Origin of the sequence: Chitinophaga sp. W2I13, assembly GCF_050434005.1 — a bacterium.
Taxonomy (GTDB): Bacteria; Bacteroidota; Bacteroidia; order Chitinophagales; family Chitinophagaceae; genus Chitinophaga.
This window is the reverse complement of sequence record NZ_JBNPWD010000001.1, coordinates 7010837-7033034: the sequence shown is the minus strand read 5'-3', so window position 1 is coordinate 7033034 and position 22198 is coordinate 7010837. Positions and strand designations below refer to the sequence as shown.

Below are 22198 nucleotides of genomic sequence, written 5' to 3'. Positions count from 1 at the left end.
GTTTAGAATTTAAGATTTAAACCAATGGCAAATCCTGCTGTGGCAGGTACCCCGCAATAGTCGATGCCGGAAGAGCCGGAGCCTATTACGCCGGCGCCGGCAGTACTGGTTTCAGGATCCATGCCGGAGTAGTTCGTCAGCAGTAAGAGGTTGGTGCCGGTAGCGGTTACTGTGGCATCCCTCAGCCAGCGTGCGCCGCTAAGCCATGTTCTGGGAAGTGAGTAGGAGAGGGAAACAGAACGGAGTCTCATCCAGTTTACTTTTTCCAGGAAGAAAGGCGCGTTCTTTACATACACATCGCGGTAGTATTTCTCCGACTGCACCACTGTTTTCGTTACCGGTTCAAATTTTCCTGTGGTGGGATTTTTAGCTACACCGCTGAAGGAAATTTCGCTGTTCCTGTTTTCGGTGCGTTCGCTCAGGCCGTAGGAGGTCAGCAGGTAGTCGGTGCCGTTAAACACATCTCCGCCCACCCTGAAATCCCAGAGGAAGGAAAAGTTAAATTGCTTATAGGTAAAACTGTTGTTCAACCCTCCGAGAAAGTCGGGCTCACGGTTACCTATATACGTAGTAAGGGCGGTGGTAGGAATCGGGTAGCCGGTGTTCCAGTCGAGCAGCAGGTTGCCGTTTTCATCTTTCTGCCATACGGAGCCGCTTACGCCCATAAACACGCCACCATCAAAGGAAGCAGCCTGGCCTACTGCGAGGTGGACATCAGTTACATACAGGATAGGCAGGGAGCCCGGCAGGGATTTTACCACGCCGTTGTTATGCGACGCGTTGAGCATTACCTCCCAGCTGAAATCTTTTTTCTTTATCGGCGTGGCGTTAATGGATATTTCAATCCCCTTGTTTTCAATGGTACCGGTATTCACAGAGCTGAGGATATAACCGGTGGCATTGCTTACGCGGGGCGTGAGGATCTGGTCGCGGCTGGTGGTAACATACCAGGTGAAATCAAATCCGAGCCGGCCGTTAAGGAAACGCATTTCGGTACCAAATTCTGTAGAGGTAGTTGTTTCCGGTTTCAGGTTATCGTTTCCTCTCGACCAGTAGTTGCGGAAGCCGCCGCCAATAGTAAGCTCAGGCCCGAACAGGTAAGTGTTGGTCTGGTAGGTAGGAGCGTCTTTACCCACCTGCGCCCAGGAAGCACGCAGCTTACCAAAGCTCAGGATATTGTTTTTGGGGATCAGCTCCGTAAACACCAGGCTTCCGCTTAATGAAGGGTAAAAGAACGATTGGTTCTGAGGTGGCAGGGTAGAGGCAATGTCGTTACGACCGGTAGCGCTCAGGAATACAATGTTCTTGTATGACAAGCGCAGGTCGCCATAGAAGCCGGCCAACCTTCTGCGGCTGATTCCCTGGCTGATGTACTGGTTTTCCTTGGCAGCATTGTTAATGCTGATAAAGGTGGGTATCTGGAAACTTTCTGCACGGGCAGAATTGGATTTTGTGTAGCTGTCTTCTGTAGTAGTACCCAGCAGCAGGCTGGCATCCCAGTCTTTATGAAAGGTTTTGTGGAAGTTCAGCATCAGGTTGGAGTTTACATAATTGTAGTTCCGGTCTGTTTCCGACAGCATTCCTTTCTGCCAGCCTTCTTTGACACTGGAGCCCGGGGAAATTAAATTACGCAGCTGCGTGTAGTAGTTGTCTATGCCCAGGCGGTAGGTAGCGTCAAACCAGCTGGTTACTTTTACATTTACATAAGCAGAACCGATAAAGCGGTTGGTTTTATCCGACTGCGGGTTACGGTTAATGATCCAGTAAGGATTGTCGATGTCGGTATCCAGCGGAATATCCGGCAGCAGCCGGTGCTTGGAGCCATCTGCATTCAGCCATACTTTCATATCATCGTTCCGTGGCCAGGCCACAATGCTTTCCATATAACCGGAACCGCCGGAGGCCCATAAGCCGCTTCCGGTAAGTGTTTTCTGCGTTTCACTCCGCGCATAGGTAGCATTTACGCCAAACGTAAAAATGCCGATCTTCTGTTCGCCGTTAAACCGCACGGTAGAACGGTTGAAGTCTGTGGAAGGCACTACACCTGACTGGTTGAGGTTAGACCCGGAGAGATAAAAGTTGCCGGTGGCAGTACCTCCTGAAATGGTGAAGCTGTTATCAAACGCATTGGCTGTCTGGAAGAAGTCTTTCATGTTATCATAGATCTTCTCGCCCGGGTCAAATTTATTTCCCCACGACATCGCCGTCTGATCGGTAAAGGTGCCGTTATAATTGGAGCCTTGTTTATAGATACTTTGCTGTTTGGGCAGCCGGTTTACCCAGTTGGTAATATAGCGGCTGGTAACGGAGCCGGCTACATTTCCGGTGGTACCTTTTTTGGTGGTGATCACGATAGCGCCGGCAGCAGCACGGAGACCATAAAGCGCAGCCGCAGCGGGGCCTTTCAGGACGGAAATGGACTCAATATCTTCGGGGTTGATATCCATGGCGCGATTACTATAAGTGGTGCTCTGGTTGATAGATCCATCGAAGGCGCTGTTGTCGCCCTGCCCGGTGGAGTTGTCCATTGGCATACCATCAATGATAAACAGCGGCTGGTTGTTTCCTTCCAGGGAGGTACCTCCGCGGATAATAATTGAGGCAGAAGCGCCGGGTGCGCCACCGGAGTTGGTGATGTTCAGGCCAGCAATTTTACCGTTGAGGGAATTCACCAGGTTAGGATCCTTGTTTTTCAGCAGTTCAGCCGATTTGATGTCCTGCACGGCATAACCCAGTGCTTTTTTCTCTTTTTTGATACCCATACCGGTAACGATCACCTGTTCAAGCGAACTGGCGCTCGTCAGCATTTTCACGTCGATTGTCGGGCTTTTCCCGGTAGGAATGCTCTGGCTTTCATAGCCGATAAAGGAAAATTCCAGGACTTCTCCCGGAGTTACCGCAATGCGGTAATGCCCTGTAGCATTGGTTTGTGTATTACGGTTGCTACCTTTGATTCTGACGGTGACGCCAGGCAGGGGATTACCATCATCGGCTAACACAATGCCGGTAATGAGTTTTTGCTCCTGTGCATAAGCAATGTTGGGTAACATCAGGAATACCAGCGATAATATCGCCAATAACCGGAGAGGATTTCTCATGTTCTGTTGTTTTAAATGAAGCTTGATATTTGGTTGAAACTATACGCGTGTTTAGGTTTACAGGTTGTTACAGGATCTTGTTTACAAATAGGTACGAACTACGATTTTGGTTAAACTACATAGTACGGGTAACTAAAAATGACGATTCTCTATAAGCATAAACTTTCACTAAGGTAATGGCAAAAAACATTCAGAGTTAATATTAAATTCACCTGTTTTCTATTTGGTATTTAAGATGACGGTTAAATAAAAGTCCTTTGGGACACGGTTATTTCCCGGATGCTTCATCCATGGGTCAAACATGGGTATATCATGGATCATCCATGCGGTTTTAATACTGTTCGCATGCACTCCCCATGGACTTCCCATGCACTCCCCATGCACTATGTCCGATTTGGGGGCGGCGGGGCCCGGATTAAAATGATAACCGATATCAGTATAACCGGGCATCCTGCTCATATTGATAGAACCCAATACAGTACTGGAAAAAAAAGGCAACGCCATCCAAAAAAGCAGGGTACTTTATCCTGCTGATCTGTGTAATCCTTGTAATGATTCGCATTATTTTTATTTTCTTTTTCTCCCTGCCCCTTTTTGCAATGGCGCAGCAACAGCAAGCAGATACCACAAAACCCAGAAAGTTAAAGGAGGTAAGGGTAAAGGCACGCTGGCAGAACAGGCATGCGGCGTTAAATAAGCAATATGTCATCCGGGAGGAATTCAGGGCCATTGAACATTATACTTTTGATCTCCGGGACCCCATCAACCCCGGCAGGGAATACTTTGTGCTGGATTTTCTGAACCGGGAGCTACCGCCAGGGTGGCAATCCAGCAGCGTGCTTTCCTGTTCCTCCGGGGTACAATATTTCATAGATGAGAATGAAGTGCCTGCGTCTATAGTGGCCACGCGCCCGCTGTCGGATTTCGCCTTCGCAAAAGTATTCCAGGATTTACATCCGCCGTGTCCGTGTATTGTATTATACACCAGGAAGGGGGAAGATCTGAAGCGTAAATAACAGGGTGCAACCTCTCACCTGAACTGCTTTTTCAACTTTGCAAAATATTCCTTAACGGCCCCGGCTTTATCTTTTTTTATCTTCTTTCCAAGTTCTCTTCGCGGACAATTTACATTGTATTTTGCCCCCCAATCCATTATTTCAATGATGATGGGTAACAGGTCTATTCCTTTTGGCGTAAGACTGTAAAGGAACTTCGACTTATTCGCCGGTGATACCCGCTTTAACAGGATACCTTCTGCTTCCAGCACGCTCAGCCTGTTCGACAGGATATTGGTGGCGATCTTTTCTTCCGACTCCAGGAACTCACTGTAAGACAATTTCCCCCTGAGCATAATGTCCCTGATGATCAGCAGCGACCACCGGTCTCCAAAAACATCCAGCGAGCAACTGATGGGGCAATCCGACCTGACTTTTTCCATACTGACTGATTTTAAAAAGTACTTGCAATTTACAATAACTTTATTATTTTTACTTGCAAAATGCAATAACTAAGATTGCAATTCCTGATTCTTTAAAAATAGAAAAAAATGGAAACCTCCACGTCAACAAAACAATTACTCGAAATTTATTACAATGGCTTTGCCAGGAAAGAAGGATGGGAGACGGTCATCTCCGACGACTTTAAATTCACCGGCGGCGATATGACAAAAACGGCGCCTGTTGTTGGAAAAGCGGCGTACATAGAAGTGATTAAAAGATTTTCACGGGCATTCAAAACAATGCGGGTGAAGGAAATGATCATAGACGGTGAAAATGCCTGTGTAATCGGAAATTACGATTTTATATTTCCCGACGGAGCAAGCATCAATGGCGATGTAGCGGAGATCTGGAAGGCAAAGAACGGAAAATTAGATGCACTGACAATCTTCTTTGATACGCTTACTTTTGATAAGCATATCCCCAAATAATTTTTATGCCCTACAGTGAAAAACTGGCGGAGAAAATCCGGCAGGCACTCGCACAAGTGCCCAATGTTGAAGAGAAGAAAATGTTTGGCAGGATTGCCTTTATGGTGAATAATAAAATGTGCCTGACAGCAGGCCCAGGACAAATGATGTGCCGCATTGACCCCGGTATTCATGAAGAAGCGATAAAAAAAGAAGGCTGCCGTACAGTCATCATGAGAGGACGGGAGTACAAAGGATTTGTATATGTAAATGAAGAGCATCTTAAAACGAAAAGAGATTTTAATTACTGGTTAACACTTGCCCTTGAATTTAATAAGCAGGAAAATACACCGGTAAGAGGTAAGAAATAAAATCGCTATAGATGGTTACCAGGGCAACCTGGAGCAGGAGGGGCAAGCAGTTTCCCGCCGGCAAGGCAAATTTTTTGATAAGAAAAAAAGGACTAAATTTACCTTGTACAGGGAACTTAATGAAAAAAGAAAATGAGCTAAATAGTGAACAAGCGCTCTTCCGGCTTATTGCTGAAGGGGATGAACCAGCCTTTAAAGCGCTTTTTGAATGCTACCGCTTGCGTTTATTCGCATTCGCTCTCCAGTTCACTCATTCCAGAACCGATGCAGAGGAGGTAGTGCAGGATGTGTTCCTGAAAATCTGGAAAAACAGGTTAAACCTTGCCAATATCCAGCTTCCACAAAAGTATATCTATACCATGACGCGCAACCAGGTGTTTGATCATCTCTCACGGGTGGCAAGGAATAAGCGTTTGCATGAACAGGTATGGGCAAATATCCATGAAAGCGGCGATTACACCGAGCAGGCAGTGCTGGCAGCTGAAACGGCCAATATCGTTCAAAAGGCGGTTAACGGTCTTTCCAGCCGCAAGCAGTCCATCTACTACCTCAGCCGCCGGGAAGGGTTAAGTAACCAGGAAATAGCTGTGCAACTGGGCATTTCCGTGCCTACCGTTAAAAATTCCCTCGTGGAGATCCTCCGTTATATCAGGACCTATATGAGCAACCAGTACGAATCCTCCGTCCTGATCATAGGCTTCCTGCTCTCTTTCTTTCTATAGGAAAATTTTTTTTGCATTCAACCGGTACGGTTGCCTTTATTAACAGTCTATATACTGGAGGAAGTATTTCCCCCTCACGTTTTATGACAGAAAAGGTAATTCCCGCTTATGACAGGCTGCAGTACCTGTTACAGCAATATACACGAAAGCGCTGTACTCCTGAAGAAATGCAGGAGTTGTTCCGGTACCTGGAAAACCCCGCGGTGAGGGAGCTGTTCAATAATATAGTGGATAAAGATTTTGAAGCTCCCGGAGTTGCGGAGGACGGTGAGGAGATCGATTGGGAGTTCATGTATAATAAGATTGTCCTGGGAGAGGCTCCTGCTAAAAGGACCAGGATCTTCAGTCTTTTGAAAATTGCTGCTGCCGTATTAATCCTGGTTTCAGCAGGCGGGGCATGGTCGCATTTTGCTGCCCGCCGTGCGGCGCCCGTTTTAGCGCATGTGCAACCGCAGGGAGATGCATTGCCTGCGGCGAATAAAGCCGTACTGATACTGGCAGACGGTAACACCGTGAATCTCGACAGTGCCGGGAGCGGGGCTATTACCCGGCAGGGTACTGTTAACCTGAGCAAGGCGCCGGGGCATCTTTCCTACGCCGCAGCAACAAACGGATCCGGTAATCCTATATATAACAAGGTGGCAACGCCCCGTGGCGGCATCTTTAAACTTACTTTATCCGATGGCACCAACGTATGGTTGAACAGTGCCTCTTCTATCCGCTTCCCCGTTGCTTTTTCAGAAAAGGAACGCACCGTGGAAGTTACCGGGGAAGTATATTTTGAAGTGGCAAAGCAGGTGGTAAAAGGCAACCCGGTTCCTTTTTTCTGTAAAGCCGGGAACATGGAAGTAGCCGTGCTGGGTACGCATTTTAATATCAACGCCTATAATAATGAAACGGATATAAAAACTACTTTGCTCGAAGGCGCTGTCAAAATAAAACAGGGTGCAAATACAAAACTGTTGCAACCCGGACAACAATCCCTTGTTGGAAAAGACGGTCAGATTGCGCTTTCTGATCATGTAAATATGGACGAAGTAATGGGCTGGAAGAACGGCTATTTTGTTTTTGAAGAAGCAAATATCGGCCAGATCATGCGGGAGGTGGAAAGATGGTATAACCTCGACGTGGAATATGACGGCCCGCTACCAGACGGCCGTTATAACGGACGGATATCCCGTGCCACCAAAGTATCGCAGGTGATGAAGGTATTAGAATTAAGTGGCATCAACTTCAGAATTACAGGAAATAAAATCATCATTAAGTCCCGATAGCACAAATTAATATCAACCAAAAGCTATGTCAGCGAGAGTTTTCATAATGTACTCAGGATAGTCATGATCCTGATCCATCTACTTATTGTAATAGTTCAATAAAATGCCGCTTCATGTGCGAGATGAAGCGGCGGCGCCTGAACTAAACGGAATTCCTTTGTCAGAAATTTTCATTTAACATCCAAACAACCAAAAGTATGAAATTGCAGGCTTTTCGGAAAGAAAAATTCCCCCGTCCGGAGGGGAACAGCTTAACGATCCCTTTTAATTGGAAAAAAATAAAAAAACTGCTATTTATGAAGCTAGCGGTCCTGTTAATCATTGTCAGTACGGGAATATCGGCCAGCGCCCATTCCCAGACAGTGACGCTGAATGAGCGCAACCTGTCGCTTAAACGGATCTTTTCATTGATTGAAAAACAAACCGGGTACTCTTTCTGGTATGATGTTAACCTGCTGAAAGAAGCCAGGAAAGTAGACATCCGGGTAGACAAGGCCTCATTGCCGGAAGTGATGGAGCTGAGTTTAAAAGGGCAGCCATTTCATTACAGCATTGTCGATAATGTGATTGTTGTTAGCAGGAATGCCCCTGATCCAGCGGCCGCAGCGCCGCTGCGGGTGGAGGTTTCCGGTAAGGTAACCGATGAAAACGGCGCACCGCTGCCGGGCGTATCCATCCAGGTGAAAGGAACAAAACAAGGCGTGAGTACCGACGCAGGAGGAAATTTTTCTCTCAACGTGCCTGATAATGCTTCCCATACCCTTATTTTCTCTTTTATCGGGATGGTGACACAGGAAGTGCCGTTGAATGGCAATACAAAACTCAGGATTGTACTTAAAGCCGCTATCGAGCAAAAACAGGAAGTAGTGGTGATTGGTTACGGGTCCGTTAAGAAAAGAAATGTGACCGGCGCCGTATCTTCTGTAAAAACTGCCGAACTGAATACGGCCGCTTCCACCAATGTGGTACAGGCACTGGCTGGCCGCGCTGCGGGCGTATCCGCCATCCAGAGCAGCGGACAGCCAGGCGCCGGCGTTAACCTGCAGATAAGGAGTAATCCATCATTCGCTTCCCCGGGAGCACTGTACGTGGTAGATGGAGTTATCATTAACGATAACGCCGCGGAACCTTCGTCAGACACCCGGTATGGCAGCTCAGGTGTTGACCGGTCGCCCCTTAATTTTATTAACCCCAATGATATTGAATCGATCGACTTCCTGAAAGACGCTTCGGCTACTTCGATCTATGGCGCCAGGGCCGGCGCAGGTGTGGTGCTCATCACCACCAAACAGGGTAAAGGAGATAAGCCGCATATTGAGTACAGCGGAAGCTACGCTTTCCAGGATATCATTAAGTTTTATGATATCCTGAATACGAAAGAGTATATGGAGCAACGTAACAAAATAGGACTGGAACAATGGATGCTGACTAACAAGATTGCGCCTTATGGCAGCACTGATCCGGGTACCGTAACGCCGTATATTCCAAAGTATACACAATCACAAATAGATACCACTGCTTTATTACCCAGTGCAATAGATGCGATCACGCGGAAAGGCTATACCAAGCAGCATAACATTTCCCTCTCCGGCGCCAGCAATAAAACGCGTTACTATGTATCCGGCAATTACCTGGATCAGCAGGGTGTACTGGAACACTCTGCGTTTACGCGGTACAATGGAAGGATCAGTCTTGACCAGGGAGTTGGCGAGAACATAAAAGTGGGTGTAAACGTGATTGCTTCCGGTTCCAATGCCATCAATGCCAACGTGGGCACACAGGCAAATGAATATTCCGGCATGGTGCTGTCCGCATTTTATTACCCGGCCAATATGCCCCTGAGAGATGCAGCGGGTAACTATCTCATCAACCCGGATTACCAGAACTCACCCAACCCGCTGTCGTTCCTGGATATTACAGATTACACCAAAAGCAGTCGCCTGCTTACTTCCGGCTATGCGGAATGGACAATCATCCCCGGCCTGAAAGCTAAAATGAATTACAGCTATGATCAGTCCTCCGGGAAACGGTATGCCTATCTCCCTAAAACCTTCCTCTATGGTGCACGCGCAGGCGGACAGGCATCTATCAATGAAAATAACTCTGTCTCCAAAATTTCAGAAGTTACACTCAACTACAATAAAAGCTTCGGGGAAAAACACAATATCCAGGCACTGGCCGGACATTCTTACCAGGTAAGTGATTGGGATGGTTTAGGGCTTTATAATGACCGGTTCCCGACCGATAACTTCCTTTTTAATAACATCGGGTACGGTACCGCGCCAAGACCCGGCGTAAGCTCTTACAGAAATCCTACCCGTATCTGGAAATCATATTTTGGCAGGATTATTTATGACTTTGCAGATAAGTATATCCTCACAGCCAGCATCAGAAGGGACGGCGCGTCTAACTTTGCACCTAACAAAAAGTGGGGTACATTCCCCGGCATTTCCGCTGCCTGGATCATCTCCGAAGAAAATTTCCTGAAAAATAATCTCCCGGTGATCAGCTTCCTGAAGTTAAGGGCAGGCTATGGCACCACTGGTAACAGCGACATCGGCGGCAGCGCTTTCTCCTATTATACTGCCAACACCTCTTATGTGTTTGGAGGTACCAGCTTGCCTGGTGTGTCGCTTAGCCAGCTGAGTAACGATAACCTGAGCTGGGAAACACAAAGGGATGTGAACGTAGGATTGGATTTCCAGTTGTTCAGTAACAGGGTAGGAGGTTCATTCGACTATTTCAACAGAACGATTGTGAACCTGCTGCAGAGCGTACCGCTGACATCGGACTTCCCGGTATCGAGCGTGGCGGGTAACGCTGGCGAAACACGCAGCCGCGGATGGGATGCAAGCCTGAATACTAAAAATATTATAAGCAAAACAGCGGGAGGATTTAACTGGTCCACCACGATCAACCTGTCGCATTACTATAATTCCTGGGTGAAGAGATCCCCTGATGCGTTAAGATCGCTGGCAAAATATATTGCCCCCGATGGCCCGTTCAATGGGCTCTATCGTTATGTCAGCGACGGGATCTATAACGGAGATAAAGCAGCTCCGGCCAGCATGCCGGGCATCCTGCCGGGTGGAATTATTGTGAAAGACCTGAATGGCTACGACGATGCGGGTAATCTTACCGGTAAACCCGATGGCAAAATTTCCTCTGCCGACCAGGTGCTGGTGGGCATCGACGGTCCACGCTACAGCTTTGGATTCAACAACAGTTTCAGCTATCAAAATTTTGACCTGAGCATTTTCATGTATGGTTTTATTCAGAAGAAATATAATTCTGACTATGCGTCTGCATTCAGTACTTATGCGCAGCTGGGACAATTTGGCTGGAATGTGCTGAGCATTGCCAAAGACAGGTGGTCGTACGATAATGTGAACGCGAAGTACCCCACCGGTCTCAATGATCCTTATGCCAGCTACGCCGCCAACTCCGACTATTGGCTGGAAAATGCCAGTTTCCTTAGATGCAGGGATATTACCCTGGGCTATACTTTCGGCGGAAAAATGATTGCCAAACAAAATGTATTGAGCGGCTTACGGATATATGCTAATGTTCAGAATCCTTTTATCATTACTCCTTACCGGGGAATTGATCCTGAATTGCAGAACTACCTGGCATATCCCATGTCCCGCTCTTACACCATTGGTTTGAATGCCAGGTTCTAGCCTCTTTATTCATTTTAAAAGGAACAGCAATGAAACGTCCAAATAACTACAGATACGCTTTACTGATAATTTTTCTTTTCTCCCTGGTCAGCTTTTCCTGTGAAAAGGGGCTGGAAGAAAAAACATACGACCGTTATTCTTCCTCCACCTTTTTTCTGAATGCCGAAGATGTAAAAGCGGCGGTTACCGGTATGTATGCCGGTATGCTCAATGCAGGATTTTACGGGGGAGGCTGGGGCGCCGCCAATGAAGGCTGGAATGCCCAGAGCAGCTTCACCACAGATGAACTGGTGTGTTCCTGGGGCTGGGATGGCTGGCGTAAGTTTAACCAGCTGAATTTTTCGGAAGATTTTTCCCAACTGTTAAATCATTATAATGGCCTGATGCCGGTGATTTCTGAAATAGCCATTGACATCGACAAAATACAAGGCGTGCAGATGGATGAAACCCTGAAAAGCAGGTATATCGCAGAGCTAAAGGCATTGCGCGCCCATTACTCCTGGATTCTCTATAATTGCTATGGCCCTGTGCCTATCCGCCTGGATGCGAAGGAAGCAGCAAATCCTTCAGCACAACCTATTCCCCGGCCCGATGCCGCATGGATGGTAGCACAGATAGAAAAAGATTACAAGGAAGGATTTGAGGGGTTACCCAAGGCCAGTGAACTGGCAACCTCCGATTATGGCAGGTTTACAAAGGATATCTGTCTCATGGGCCTGATGAAATTATACCTGCATGAAAAGAACTGGGCATCGGTTATCAGTACTGGTAAACAGCTGCAAACATATGGTCATGGCCTGCAGAATAACTATAAGGATATTTTCACCTTCGCTAACAAAGGAAATATCCAGGAAGTAATCCTGGCTATCCCGTGCAGGTTCGACGCATCGGTCAATAATAACCTCTGGCTGGCTATGTGTATGCCGGGTAACTATGTAGATCCCGAAGGACTTACCATTACGCAATGGGGCGGTTATAAAATGCCCTGGAAAGCCTACGATAAATTTGATCAGCAGGACAAACGCCTGAGCGTTTTGCTGGCCAAATGGCCCACTTCCGGCGGCGCCATATTCGACGCCCGTGCAAATAATTATATTGGCGCCATTCCCATGAAGTATGGCCCTGATCCCGGCGCTATCAGTGAAGCACAGGGAACGGATATTATTGTGTGGAGATATGCAGATGTGTTGCTGATGCTGGCAGAAGCCATTAACGAAACCCAGGGCCCTGTGCGGGAAGCCTGTGACCTGGTGAACGCGGTGAGAACCCGCGCAGGCGTGGCTACCTACCAGCCTGGTCAATTCACGAAGGATACCTTCAGGAAGAAGATCATGGATGAAAGGTTCTTTGAACTGTGGTGTGAAGGAAGCCGCCGGGAAGATATGATCCGGTGGGGAACCTTTGTACAGCATGCGAAAGATGAAGGCTCCATATTTGCAAAGCCGGAATTTGTGTTGTACCCGTTGCCCCGGAAGGTAATCGACGAATCCAAAGGTGTTATCAAGCAAAATAATGGATACTAAAATTAAAGCAACGGACCTGGCTCGGGCCTGGTCCGTTGTTTTATTATTGCTCTGTGGCTGCGCAGGGAAGCAGCCGGATCACCGGCGCGATATCGCAAAAAAATATTGCGCTTCCTGTCATTTGTTCCCTGAACCGGCGCTGCTGCCGGCGCATATCTGGACGGATGGCGTGCTGCCGGCGATGGGCGCCTTTGCGGATATTTATAAGGACCGCAGCGGCGAATATAAGCTGCTGCCGCCGGCATTGCAGCACCTGCGTGATCCGGCCATAGCGCCTATGAGAACATTTATTCCTTTGGACGACTGGAAGGAAATTGTGGCCTGGTACGCCGCATCGGCGCCAGCAGGAATTGCGCAGCCGGTATTTCCTGTTCCTGTGTCCGGCAACAACTTCCTGCTGAAATTACCGCCAAAAAAATCGGCGTCTTTTACATCTTGCATTTATTATGATGAAAAAGCAAAGCTGCTGTTTCAATCAGATATTAATAAGCGTATCCTCCGTGTTTTTGACCCGGCATTGCAGCAGGTGGACAGTCTTGATAACAGCACAGTGGTGGATGTAGCGCCTGTGGGCGAAGGGCGTTACCTGCTCACGCACATTGGAAGTCTTAATCCGGGCGGGATAGCGAGGAATGGCGCAGTGGAAGAAATTGCCATCAAAGACAATAAGATTATACAGCGAAAAATTTTATGCGACCAGCTTTACCGGCCGGTACAATCGCTCCTGCTGGATGATGAGCTGCTGGTATGCGAGTTTGGTTTTATGGAAGGGGGATTGTCTCTATTTACCAAAGCCGGTAAAAAGGTGATCGTTAATCTTCCCGGTGCTGAAAAAATGTATATAGAAGATATTGATGGAGATGGTAAAAAAGATATTTGGGTATTGTTTGCACAGGGGAATGAAGGCATCTTCCAGTTGCTCAACAAAGGAAACGGTAACTTTGAAATAAAGGAGGTATTGCGATTCCCGCCTTCCTATGGCGCTACCTATTTCCAGCTGGCCGATATGGATGGCGATGGCAAGCGGGATATCATTTTTACCTGTGGCGACAATGCGGATCAGTCGCCCGTACTGAAGCCCTATCATGGCGTCTATATTTTCAGGAACACAGGCAATGCCTGGCGCCAGGTATTCTTCCAGCCGCTGTATGGCTGCTATAAGGCAGTGCCGGCGGATCTTAACCACGACGGTCGCCCGGACCTTGTTGCTATCAGCTTCTTCGCTGATTATGCACAGCACCCCGATCTGGCCCTTACCTGCCTGCTGCAAAAAAAGGATGGACAGTTTGAATTACATACCGACAAACAGGTGGCTGGCATGGGCCGGTGGGTATGTATGGATGTAAAAGACTTTAACGGCGATGGCAAGCCGGATATCCTCGCCGGAAATATGGCTGCAAAGCCGGGGAATGATAAGTCTTTGATGAATTACTGGATGAATGGTCCTGAATTTATTATCTGGGAGAACCGGTATTAAATATGTTTATTAAATGCCTTATTCACGATGCGAAAAACCAGGTAGGAAAATGTGCCACCGATAACAGAGGCAATCACATCTTTTACGTCAAAAGTCCGCCCGGGCATCCATAACTGGCAAACTTCGTATAGCGTGAGCCCGGCTACCAGCGAAAAGATAAGGCTGGGAGCTTTCCGGTCGTCGACAGGAAACCTTATCACCATGTATCCCACAAAAGAGATCACCACCGCCAGGAAGTTCGGCAGGGAATCCGCTATGTAAAAAGTGGTAATATGATGCTTTAATAAGTAAGGTCTGAGTTTCAGCTCTTCATAGAGTGTGAATAGGAGTGCAATGGAAAGAAGAATGATGTACGCGGTTTTTTTGTTCATGGGTTGAAGTCATAAATAACAAAGTGCAAAGCAGGTTCAAAATAAAACGAAAATTTTGTAACTTCCTTATAAATAACCATTTTCATGAAGGCCGCGTCATCACCGGATACGTTAACCAGTTCCCATGCAGCCGCTAACCAGGCGGCAACCAATGGCATTGCGATACCGGCGGTAGCAAACCGGGGGGCGGCGCCACAGGAGGAAATCCCCACTGCAGAAGTACCGTTTAATGGAGAACTGACGGAGCCATTGCTGATCGATATGGACGGCGATGGCGAAGATGAACTGCATACGCTGATCATGGACACCGCAGATGGGCAGTTGTGGCTGCATTCAGACAAAGAAACACTGGAACTTTTTCTAAGGCGGAAACGCAGCAAACACGCCAGGCATATGACGCCGGATATCGCTAAACTGCTGAACGATATTGAGGTGTTGGCGAAGAAGGTGCATGTGAATACCTATGGCACTACTAAGGCGGCTAACAGGATCAGTAAGAAGACTGGTTTACCAAAAAAATCTCAGCACGTGGCGGCCACAAAGGCGGAGCGCATTATGGCGGTGGGCCAATTGAGAGAGATCGCCGGATTGCTAAAGCAGCTAAACGCGAAGTCGGCTGATGTGATGAAAAAGGTACGGCCACCATCTCATAAAGAAAAATCATCCGTTCATACAACGACCGACGGGGACACTTTTTGTAAGGAAGTGGTGATGCACCCATTGAGCCTGTTGCCCAGGGATGACGGTGTGATGGGAAGCGCCCCTACGGGTGAATCAAAACTATTCACAGCGCTCAACAAAAAGATCACGTATATACGTGGTCATATGCTGAATGATCACCTGCATGGACCAGGTACTAACGATAACCTGGTTCCTATATCCACCCCGTTTAATAGTTTGATGAAGACAACGGTGGAAGCGAAAACCAAAGAAGCCGTGAATGCCAACAATAAAGTAGTGAGGTTTGAAGTGGAAACACTCGAATGGGGCGCATACAAAGGGTTTTTTAAAGGCACTTTCCTGGAGGAGAACAAACTTCCAGCTAAGTTCAGGTTCCTTGTTCAACAGCTGGAGCGGGATCCCACAAAAGATGGTAGTGAAACCGGCCACTGGAAACTGGCCGCTAAAAGCCCGATATTCAGTGAAACACTGGTGCATACCATACCAACCAGCAAAGAAACCAAGAGCGGAACAATGGCGCTGGTACCGGAAACATTTATACCTGGGTATTACTTTTCTGCTACCGGAACATTAAAAGAAGTGCCACCGGATTATCATCTTTCAGGCAAATATTTTATTAACGGATCCAGATTCGACTATCTTTTTGAACCGTTTGGGCTGAATAAAAGTACACTGTTTTCTAAGGAGTACGACCTGGAGATTACCACTGCATTTAAAATGCCGGCTGGTTATGAACTAATACCGATACCCCAGAAGCCGATAGCCTTCATTCATAATAATAATATACATTCCACGACAACACCAGAAGGCCAATCGTTTCTTATCGCCAAAAAAACAGAGCAGGCGGCTAATGAAGCAGCATATGCGGTGAAGGTAGAAGAAGTAAGGAAAGCAAAGGAAGATGAGAAACTGGCACTGGAAAAGAAAAAGACACCCAAGCCGGAGTATAAAGTCAAAACCCTGGCAGAACTTAAGAAAGAGCGCTGGTTACGGGAGCTGGGACCAGCGTTCAAAAGGGAAGTGGAGAAGTATACCCTGGAACTTAACCCCGAATTTGGGAAACGTTTTGAGGATAAACAAGGAGAAATACTGATTAAAACCCAGGAAGAATGGGAGAAAGACCCCCAACTTGGTGAAAAAACAATGGATATCCTGATGGCTCCACTGAAAACACAGATCGCAAGGGACAAAGAAGAGTTGCTGAAGGAACAAACAACGAGTGATTTTGTGCAGGGGCTTTTGAATGAGTTAAATGCCACGATCAATTCGCGCTACCTGCCTGTTTTGAAGGAAGATTGGAAAAAAGAGAAGTTTAATAGAGAGGCAGGAGCTATCATCGAAGGCTATAAAAAATACTGGCGGGACCTGAAAGGAACATTAATTACAAGAAAACGGGAGGAGCTACTGGCTTCGGTCTATAAAAAACTCGATATGGCACTTGATCATGTGCAACGGTCAATACAGAAACGTAAATCTGAAACAGACCTGAAAACAGAGGAGACCGGCGAAGGAAAAGACAAGAAAGCTAAAACAGCAGACCCGGGTCCCTTTATTCCCAATACAACTGCAACAATATCCCCGCAGCCGGACATACCTCGTTTTCAACCCCAATCGCCGCCTGTTAGTGCACCGTCACTATCTGGTGCTGACCGCGAAAAAGCCGAAGAATTGCTGGGATTGATTGCCAGTGTGTCGCATGGAGAACAGGCGCTGGAGATATTGACGGAAAACATCCACCGGTTTCTAACTGTGCCCAATGCGCAAAGTTGGGAGAATGTGTACCGGATCCTGGAAAAATGTAAGTCAATAAAAGGGGTGGAGCCCTATCTGATGGATTGGGCAGGAAAGTGGGAATCGATGAGTATAAGATCGACCTGACACGGGATTTTTATCATCGGATACCGGACCCCTTCCTATCATTCTTCGTCAATATACGCCTGGAACTTTTTCTGAACATCCTCCGTGAAATAATAATAACCATACTCCTCGTTTGCCTCCACATAATCCTGCAAATGCATTTTATCAGCAGGCATGATTCCCTCTTTCATAATGGTAAAAACATGTGCTCCTTTTATACCGTAGGCAATTCCGGTGTAAGAAATCAGGTTGATAAGTTCTTCGAATTCAAAACCGGTATGCTGGCTTCCGTCAATATTAAACACCGCCCAGTTGGCGCCGTCATGCACGGCGATGTATTGCGATTTGAGGTATTCTATTGCGGCGTATTCAGGCGCCAGTATCCATTTGCTAAAATCACCGCAGGTGAAGAATAAGCCATCTTGATTATTGGTAGTAACCTTACAAAAGTTGAAAGACAGATGTTCAAGACGTTCGGGTAACTCCTTGATAATAGCCGTTATCGGCTCATCGGTAATTGGACGCAGATCTTCTATTAAATCAAAATCGAAATCCAGCACCAGTCCCAGCGGGTATTTAAACAATCCTTGTTTATCATTCTTACTCATTAAAAATGCGTGTCCCCAGGTTTCAATGATGTCAGTATAATCAGCCAGTAAGATTTCTCCACTAGAAGATAGTAAAACATTATGCGCCTGATATGGATGTTTTAAAACCTCGAATATAACAACCTCTTCATTAAAATTTTCAGCATGATAAATAGCTCTCCCTTTAACCAAGGCAGGATCGAATCTGCCGAGAAAAACAAACTGACCGGAGAATATTAAATGGCTGCCGGAGCCTTCCTCTTCGATGGTGTAAAACGTTTCATCGTCGGAAACTTTAATTTCATGATTATAATCAAAAGGCAGCATTACTTTGTCATCAGCATTTATTACCCCGTATTTTCCATTCAATGCGGCCGACCAGTAACTTCCCAAAGGCATTAAGGAGGAGAGGTCATCGTAACGCGGCGGGAGCTTGATGTTGCCGTTCGACTGTATCAGGCCATACTTGCCCTCTAAGTTCACTACTGCATATCCGCCGTCAAATCCATAGGCGTCGTTATAAACCGGCTGTACAACCATTTTTCCGGATTTATGGATATAGCCGTACTTCCCGTCTTTTGCTACAACGGCGAGTTCTTCTTCTTCATCGAAACCATAGAACTCGTCATAAATCGCTTCCGCCAATATCTCCCCCTTCTTATCTTTTAATCCCCAAAGTCCGTTTTCTTCAAAAATATCTGTATCCCCGGTATCTGCCTGTTCATAGATATACCTGAATCCATAATCATAACCAGGGTAATTCAGCAAGGACCTGAAATCGGAGAACCCCAGCATCACCCCGCCTGCAAATGCAGCAGGGGTTAAAAGCGAAATATCATCGGCGTCTATTGCACGGGTGATGACATTGTTATTATAGGCTATCACCGTCAACAGGTCATTGGCTTGCTGCTGATGACTTTCATCGCTCATGTTAAAAACATCCCAGGCATCTACATGAATGTAAGGCTGACTTAAATTATCCAGGTACCGGAACATTTTTTCTTTGGCGACCGTAAAATTTTCTATATCATCTATCAGTGCTGACTGGTGATTTTCGATAAAATTATAAAACCGTTTAATGTTTTGGATTCCCTTTTCTGCATTATAATAAAGACCAAAATTTTCTGGATCGGTATGCGTGTTATAAATGTTACCTGACACAAAACCTTCGTCAATCAGCAGGGGTTGCAGCAGCAGCGGCACTTCGTATCCCCATTCCATTACCATTACATCGGTATCCTGAACAACAGCCGGGGAAGAAATATTATAGAGGTAAGCTCTGTGAGACATAATGAATAATTTCAGACGGAAGATAAATCAAATGCAGATAAAAAAATGCGCCCTGTATACATTTGTATACAGGGCGCAGAAAAGCACCATAACGTGCAAGGCTATATTTTTATCATGGTTTAAATTCGAGCCAGTCCAGTGTAAACAAATGCTGGTCCGGTTGCTGATCTTTGCTGAACACGAAGTAGAGATCATTTTTACCGGCAGGTGCTTCCACTGGTGCGGTTACTTCTATAAATTTATCCCAGTTGCCGGTGGCTTTGTATGCCAGCTTGCTGATCACTGGTCCGTTCACGCTGCCGGTATGAATTTCCAGCACCGCATCCTTGTCGAGGGATGAATACCGGTAAGTGACTTTATGAATACCTTTCAGATCAATATCCCTGAATACAAAGAACGATTTGTTATGAATAGCTCCAAGGTGATCAGATGAACGGTCTATGTTGTTAACGGAGTCCGCATCTTCTCCCTGTACGCGGAGGGAGCGAAGGAGCAACAGTCCGCTGCCGCTGAGCGGGGAGGCGTTGCCGCCGCCATCTGTATAGGTGGCTGCCAGTACATAGGTGCCATACTTTTCCTTACCCAGGTGATCCTTCAGTGCTACGCTGCCGGAGGCGGGCAAGCTGCCTGCCGCCTGTGGCGCGGACAGCGTGAGGATGTATTTTACAATTTGTCCGGCTTCGTCAACAGACAGCTGCGGATGTGCCGCCATAGAGTGTTCTCCCCAAACGCCGCCGCCGCCTTTAATGATCTTGGCAGCAAGATAGGCTGGTGCTTTAGGGTCTTTCTCATAGCGTTTGGCTACCTGTGTAAAGGCAGGGCCTACGGAGGCTTTATCTACCTGGTGACACGCCTTGCAATCGCTGCTTTCCATCAGCAACTTGCCAGGATGCGCCGGTACCGTGGTAATGAGCTGATGTCCTTTCTCTGCTTTCGCTTTGCTGCGTGGAATGTAATGCAGGCCAATCATCAGTTGCTCGTTATTGATGGCCGGATCTTCTTTATCCGTCACTGTAACGGCATAATGCAGCGGGCTGTTTTCAAAATAGAAGGTAGTGTTATCGGTTGTGCTAACCTTTACTTCCGGTACGGTGTTACCTACGCGGATGGTTAGGGTATCGGTGCTGCTGGCGCCTTCCGGATCCGTTATTTTCAGGATGGCATGGTACACGCCATTCTTTTCATACGTGTGCACAGGTGAGGAATCAGTTACCGCAGCGGTTTCATCGCCAAAATGCCATTCGTATTTAAGTGCCTGTCCTTCATCAAAATCATAGCTCCTTTTGCTGCTGAAGTTTACTTTCATAGGGGCAGTGCCGGCGGTATCAGCAGTGGTAATAGCTGCTACCGGTGCGCGGTTGCCACCGTTATAGGAAATGCGTACCAGTCGCGCATCGTCGTTGTCGATACCATATACGGAGCCATACTCGAGTATGTACAGGTCGCCGCCTTTACCAATGGCCATGTCTATCGGGCGCCTGAAATCGCCGTTGGTTTTCATGAAAGGTTCCATCGATTTAAAGTGCTGCTGGCTGTCCAGTCGCACAGCATATATCCAGTTACGCATCCAGTCGTAAATAAATAAGGCGTTATCATACCATGCAGGCAAACCGGTAGGGGAGGCAGTTGCTTCATTATAATGGAATACTGGTCCGGCCATTGCGCAGCGGCCGCCGTTGCCCAGTTGAGGGAATACGGCAGAGGAATCGTACGGATACCAGATCATGGCCTTTTGTGCGGGTGGCAATACTTTCAGCCCGGAGTTATTGGGTGAATTGTTTACCGGCGCTTCTGCTTTGAAAGGTGCGCCGATGGTTTTGGTGGCAAAATCATATTGCGGATATACTTTATTATCGCCTACTACGAATGGCCATCCGAAGTTGCCTGGTTTTTTCGCCTGGTTGATCTCGTCGTATCCGCGCGGCCCCTGGTCGCCGTCCTGGCCAGCATCCGGACCTACTTCGCCCCAGTAAACAATGCCGGTGGCCGTGTCAACAGACATGCGGTAGGGATTGCGGCAGCCCATCGCGTATATCTCAGGGCGCGTGCCGGCGGTACCTTTCGGAAAGAGGTTACCGGCAGGAACCGTGTAGCTGCCATCCGGTTCGGGATGGATGCGCAGCACTTTTCCGCGAAGGTCGTTGGTGTTACCGGCGGAGCGCTCTGCGTCAAAAGTAATGCGGCCGGGAATAGTATCTATCGGCGCATAACCGTTGGAAGCGAAAGGCACGGTGTTGTCACCGGTGGAAATAAAGAGGTTGCCGTTGCGGTCCCAGTCGAGCGAGCCGCCGGTATGCGCGCTCACTTCCAGTTCCAGCGGAATGGTGAGCAATACCTTTTCGGAAGCTACCACCAGGGAGTCTTTGCCTTCCAGCATAAAGCGGGATACCTGTTGCGCTGCCGGGAGCTTATTGGGTGTGTAGTAAAAATAGATATAATGATTTTTGTCGAAGTCCGGATCAAGGGTAACACCCAGCAACCCGTTACCAAATCCCTCCTTCGTATCGGGGAGTACCGGGAATGTATATACGACTTTGGTGGCCTGTGTGGCCGGGTCGTAGTGATACAATTTACCGCTGCGTTCAATAAAATACACGCTGCCATTTCCAGCTACCGCCAGTTCCATCGGCTCGTTGAGGTCGTTGGAAAGAATGGTTTTGGTAAAACGGTTGTCTTCCGGGGCTTTGGTAGCTTTGCTTTTGGCAGGATGGTCGCCGCATCCCTGCATAATTAATGTCAATCCGACAATAAACAGGGCCGGAAGTCTCTGCGTGCATAGCCTGAACAGTTCACTCATGTAATGTGATTATGGATTTGATTTGCGGGACACAAAATAATAGAATATTATATTTTATTTCCTTAAAAATGGATGAAAGGAAATAACCACATCGTTTTGAGGATCAGGGAATATTGGCTAATTTAATATCAGATTGGAAGAGGAAGTTGTCATTTTGCTTTGTGCTTCCGTATATTTGAGACCCACATTATTCAAGCTGGTAAATGGAAAAGATGGATCTGAACGAATTTAAGCAATCTTTACAGGAGACGCACCCACCGAAATATGTCGACATATATCTTGAATCCCTTTGGTACGAAGGGAAAGGTAACTGGAAAAAGGCGCACGACCTGGTAGACGATCTGCCGGGACCGGATGCTGCAAGGGTACATGCTTACCTGCACAGGGTAGAAGGAGATCAGGCAAATGCTGACTATTGGTACCGCCGGGCAGGCACCACCAGGCCTTCTGGTACACAGGAAGAAGAATGGGAACAATTAGTTACCCAGTATTTAAAATAACCGGCAACTGACGGTTACCGATTGCCAATTTAGCGTGTACATTTTACATTTGTCATTGATTATT

Annotated in this window: 15 protein-coding genes; 10 read left to right on the top strand and 5 right to left on the bottom strand. The window is 47.2% G+C overall.

The genetic code is table 11. From position 1 onward, the window contains the following. Window positions 1-2: 2 nt before the first annotated feature. A complete protein-coding gene (locus QFZ48_RS28815) occupies window positions 3-3098 on the bottom strand; it encodes a SusC/RagA family TonB-linked outer membrane protein (RefSeq protein ID WP_429064913.1) in 3096 nt (1031 codons plus the stop codon). A gap of 551 nt (window positions 3099-3649) precedes the next feature. On the opposite strand from QFZ48_RS28815, the gene QFZ48_RS28810 reads away from it, so the two are divergent. Continuing rightward, the gene (locus QFZ48_RS28810) at window positions 3650-4114 is read left to right on the top strand and encodes a hypothetical protein (RefSeq protein ID WP_429064912.1); all 465 of its coding nucleotides are present in this window, start codon (window positions 3650-3652) and stop codon (window positions 4112-4114) included. Between the two features lie 14 nt (window positions 4115-4128). On the opposite strand, the gene QFZ48_RS28805 is transcribed toward QFZ48_RS28810, so the two are convergent. Beyond that, window positions 4129-4536, bottom strand: coding sequence for a winged helix-turn-helix transcriptional regulator (locus tag QFZ48_RS28805; protein ID WP_429047413.1), 408 nt, complete (start codon window positions 4534-4536; stop codon window positions 4129-4131). 108 nt (window positions 4537-4644) lie between these two features. Here QFZ48_RS28805 and QFZ48_RS28800 point away from each other — a divergent pair, with 108 nt between their 5' ends. From QFZ48_RS28800 to QFZ48_RS28770, 7 genes are all read left to right on the top strand, one after another. Further along, window positions 4645-5025 carry a nuclear transport factor 2 family protein gene (locus QFZ48_RS28800; RefSeq protein ID WP_429064910.1) on the top strand — a complete coding sequence of 127 codons (381 nt, stop codon included), beginning with the start codon at window positions 4645-4647 and terminating at the stop codon, window positions 5023-5025. Window positions 5026-5030: 5 nt separating this feature from the next. Beyond that, window positions 5031-5375 carry a TfoX/Sxy family protein gene (locus QFZ48_RS28795; protein ID WP_429047415.1) on the top strand — a complete coding sequence of 115 codons (345 nt, stop codon included), beginning with the start codon at window positions 5031-5033 and terminating at the stop codon, window positions 5373-5375. Between the two features lie 119 nt (window positions 5376-5494). Beyond that, entirely contained in the window at window positions 5495-6097 is a 603-nt protein-coding gene (locus QFZ48_RS28790) for an RNA polymerase sigma factor (RefSeq protein ID WP_429047416.1), read from the top strand. A gap of 83 nt (window positions 6098-6180) precedes the next feature. Beyond that, window positions 6181-7371 carry a FecR family protein gene (locus QFZ48_RS28785; protein ID WP_429064908.1) on the top strand — a complete coding sequence of 397 codons (1191 nt, stop codon included), beginning with the start codon at window positions 6181-6183 and terminating at the stop codon, window positions 7369-7371. Between the two features lie 296 nt (window positions 7372-7667). Further along, window positions 7668-11051: a TonB-dependent receptor gene (locus tag QFZ48_RS28780; protein ID WP_429064907.1), complete on the top strand. Its 3384-nt coding sequence runs from the start codon at window positions 7668-7670 to the stop codon at window positions 11049-11051. A gap of 29 nt (window positions 11052-11080) precedes the next feature. Then, on the top strand, window positions 11081-12574 hold the full coding sequence (locus tag QFZ48_RS28775; protein WP_429064905.1) for a RagB/SusD family nutrient uptake outer membrane protein: 1494 nt from the start codon (window positions 11081-11083) through the stop codon (window positions 12572-12574). Continuing rightward, complete coding sequence (locus tag QFZ48_RS28770) at window positions 12564-14051, top strand: FG-GAP repeat domain-containing protein (protein WP_429064904.1); 1488 nt, start codon at window positions 12564-12566, stop codon at window positions 14049-14051. Before QFZ48_RS28775 ends, QFZ48_RS28770 begins: the two co-directional genes overlap by 11 nt. Here the strand turns inward: QFZ48_RS28770 and QFZ48_RS28765 are convergent. After that, the gene (locus tag QFZ48_RS28765) at window positions 14048-14422 is read right to left on the bottom strand and encodes a VanZ family protein (RefSeq protein ID WP_429064902.1); all 375 of its coding nucleotides are present in this window, start codon (window positions 14420-14422) and stop codon (window positions 14048-14050) included. The genes QFZ48_RS28770 and QFZ48_RS28765 overlap by 4 nt on opposite strands. Window positions 14423-14506: 84 nt before the next feature. Here QFZ48_RS28765 and QFZ48_RS28760 point away from each other — a divergent pair, with 84 nt between their 5' ends. Then, window positions 14507-16981 (top strand): hypothetical protein, encoded by a 2475-nt coding sequence (locus QFZ48_RS28760; RefSeq protein ID WP_429064901.1) that lies wholly within the window; start codon window positions 14507-14509, stop codon window positions 16979-16981. A 38-nt stretch (window positions 16982-17019) separates the two neighbouring features. Here QFZ48_RS28760 and QFZ48_RS28755 read toward each other — a convergent pair whose 3' ends face one another. Both QFZ48_RS28755 and QFZ48_RS28750 read right to left on the bottom strand, forming a co-directional pair. After that, entirely contained in the window at window positions 17020-18837 is a 1818-nt protein-coding gene (locus tag QFZ48_RS28755) for a WG repeat-containing protein (protein ID WP_429064899.1), read from the bottom strand. 112 nt (window positions 18838-18949) lie between these two features. Next, window positions 18950-21634, bottom strand: coding sequence for a PQQ-dependent sugar dehydrogenase (locus QFZ48_RS28750; RefSeq protein ID WP_429064898.1), 2685 nt, complete (start codon window positions 21632-21634; stop codon window positions 18950-18952). A 203-nt stretch (window positions 21635-21837) separates the two neighbouring features. Between QFZ48_RS28750 and QFZ48_RS28745 the strand changes: the two genes are divergently transcribed. Next, window positions 21838-22134 (top strand): hypothetical protein, encoded by a 297-nt coding sequence (locus tag QFZ48_RS28745; RefSeq protein WP_429064896.1) that lies wholly within the window; start codon window positions 21838-21840, stop codon window positions 22132-22134. Window positions 22135-22198 lie beyond the last annotated feature (64 nt).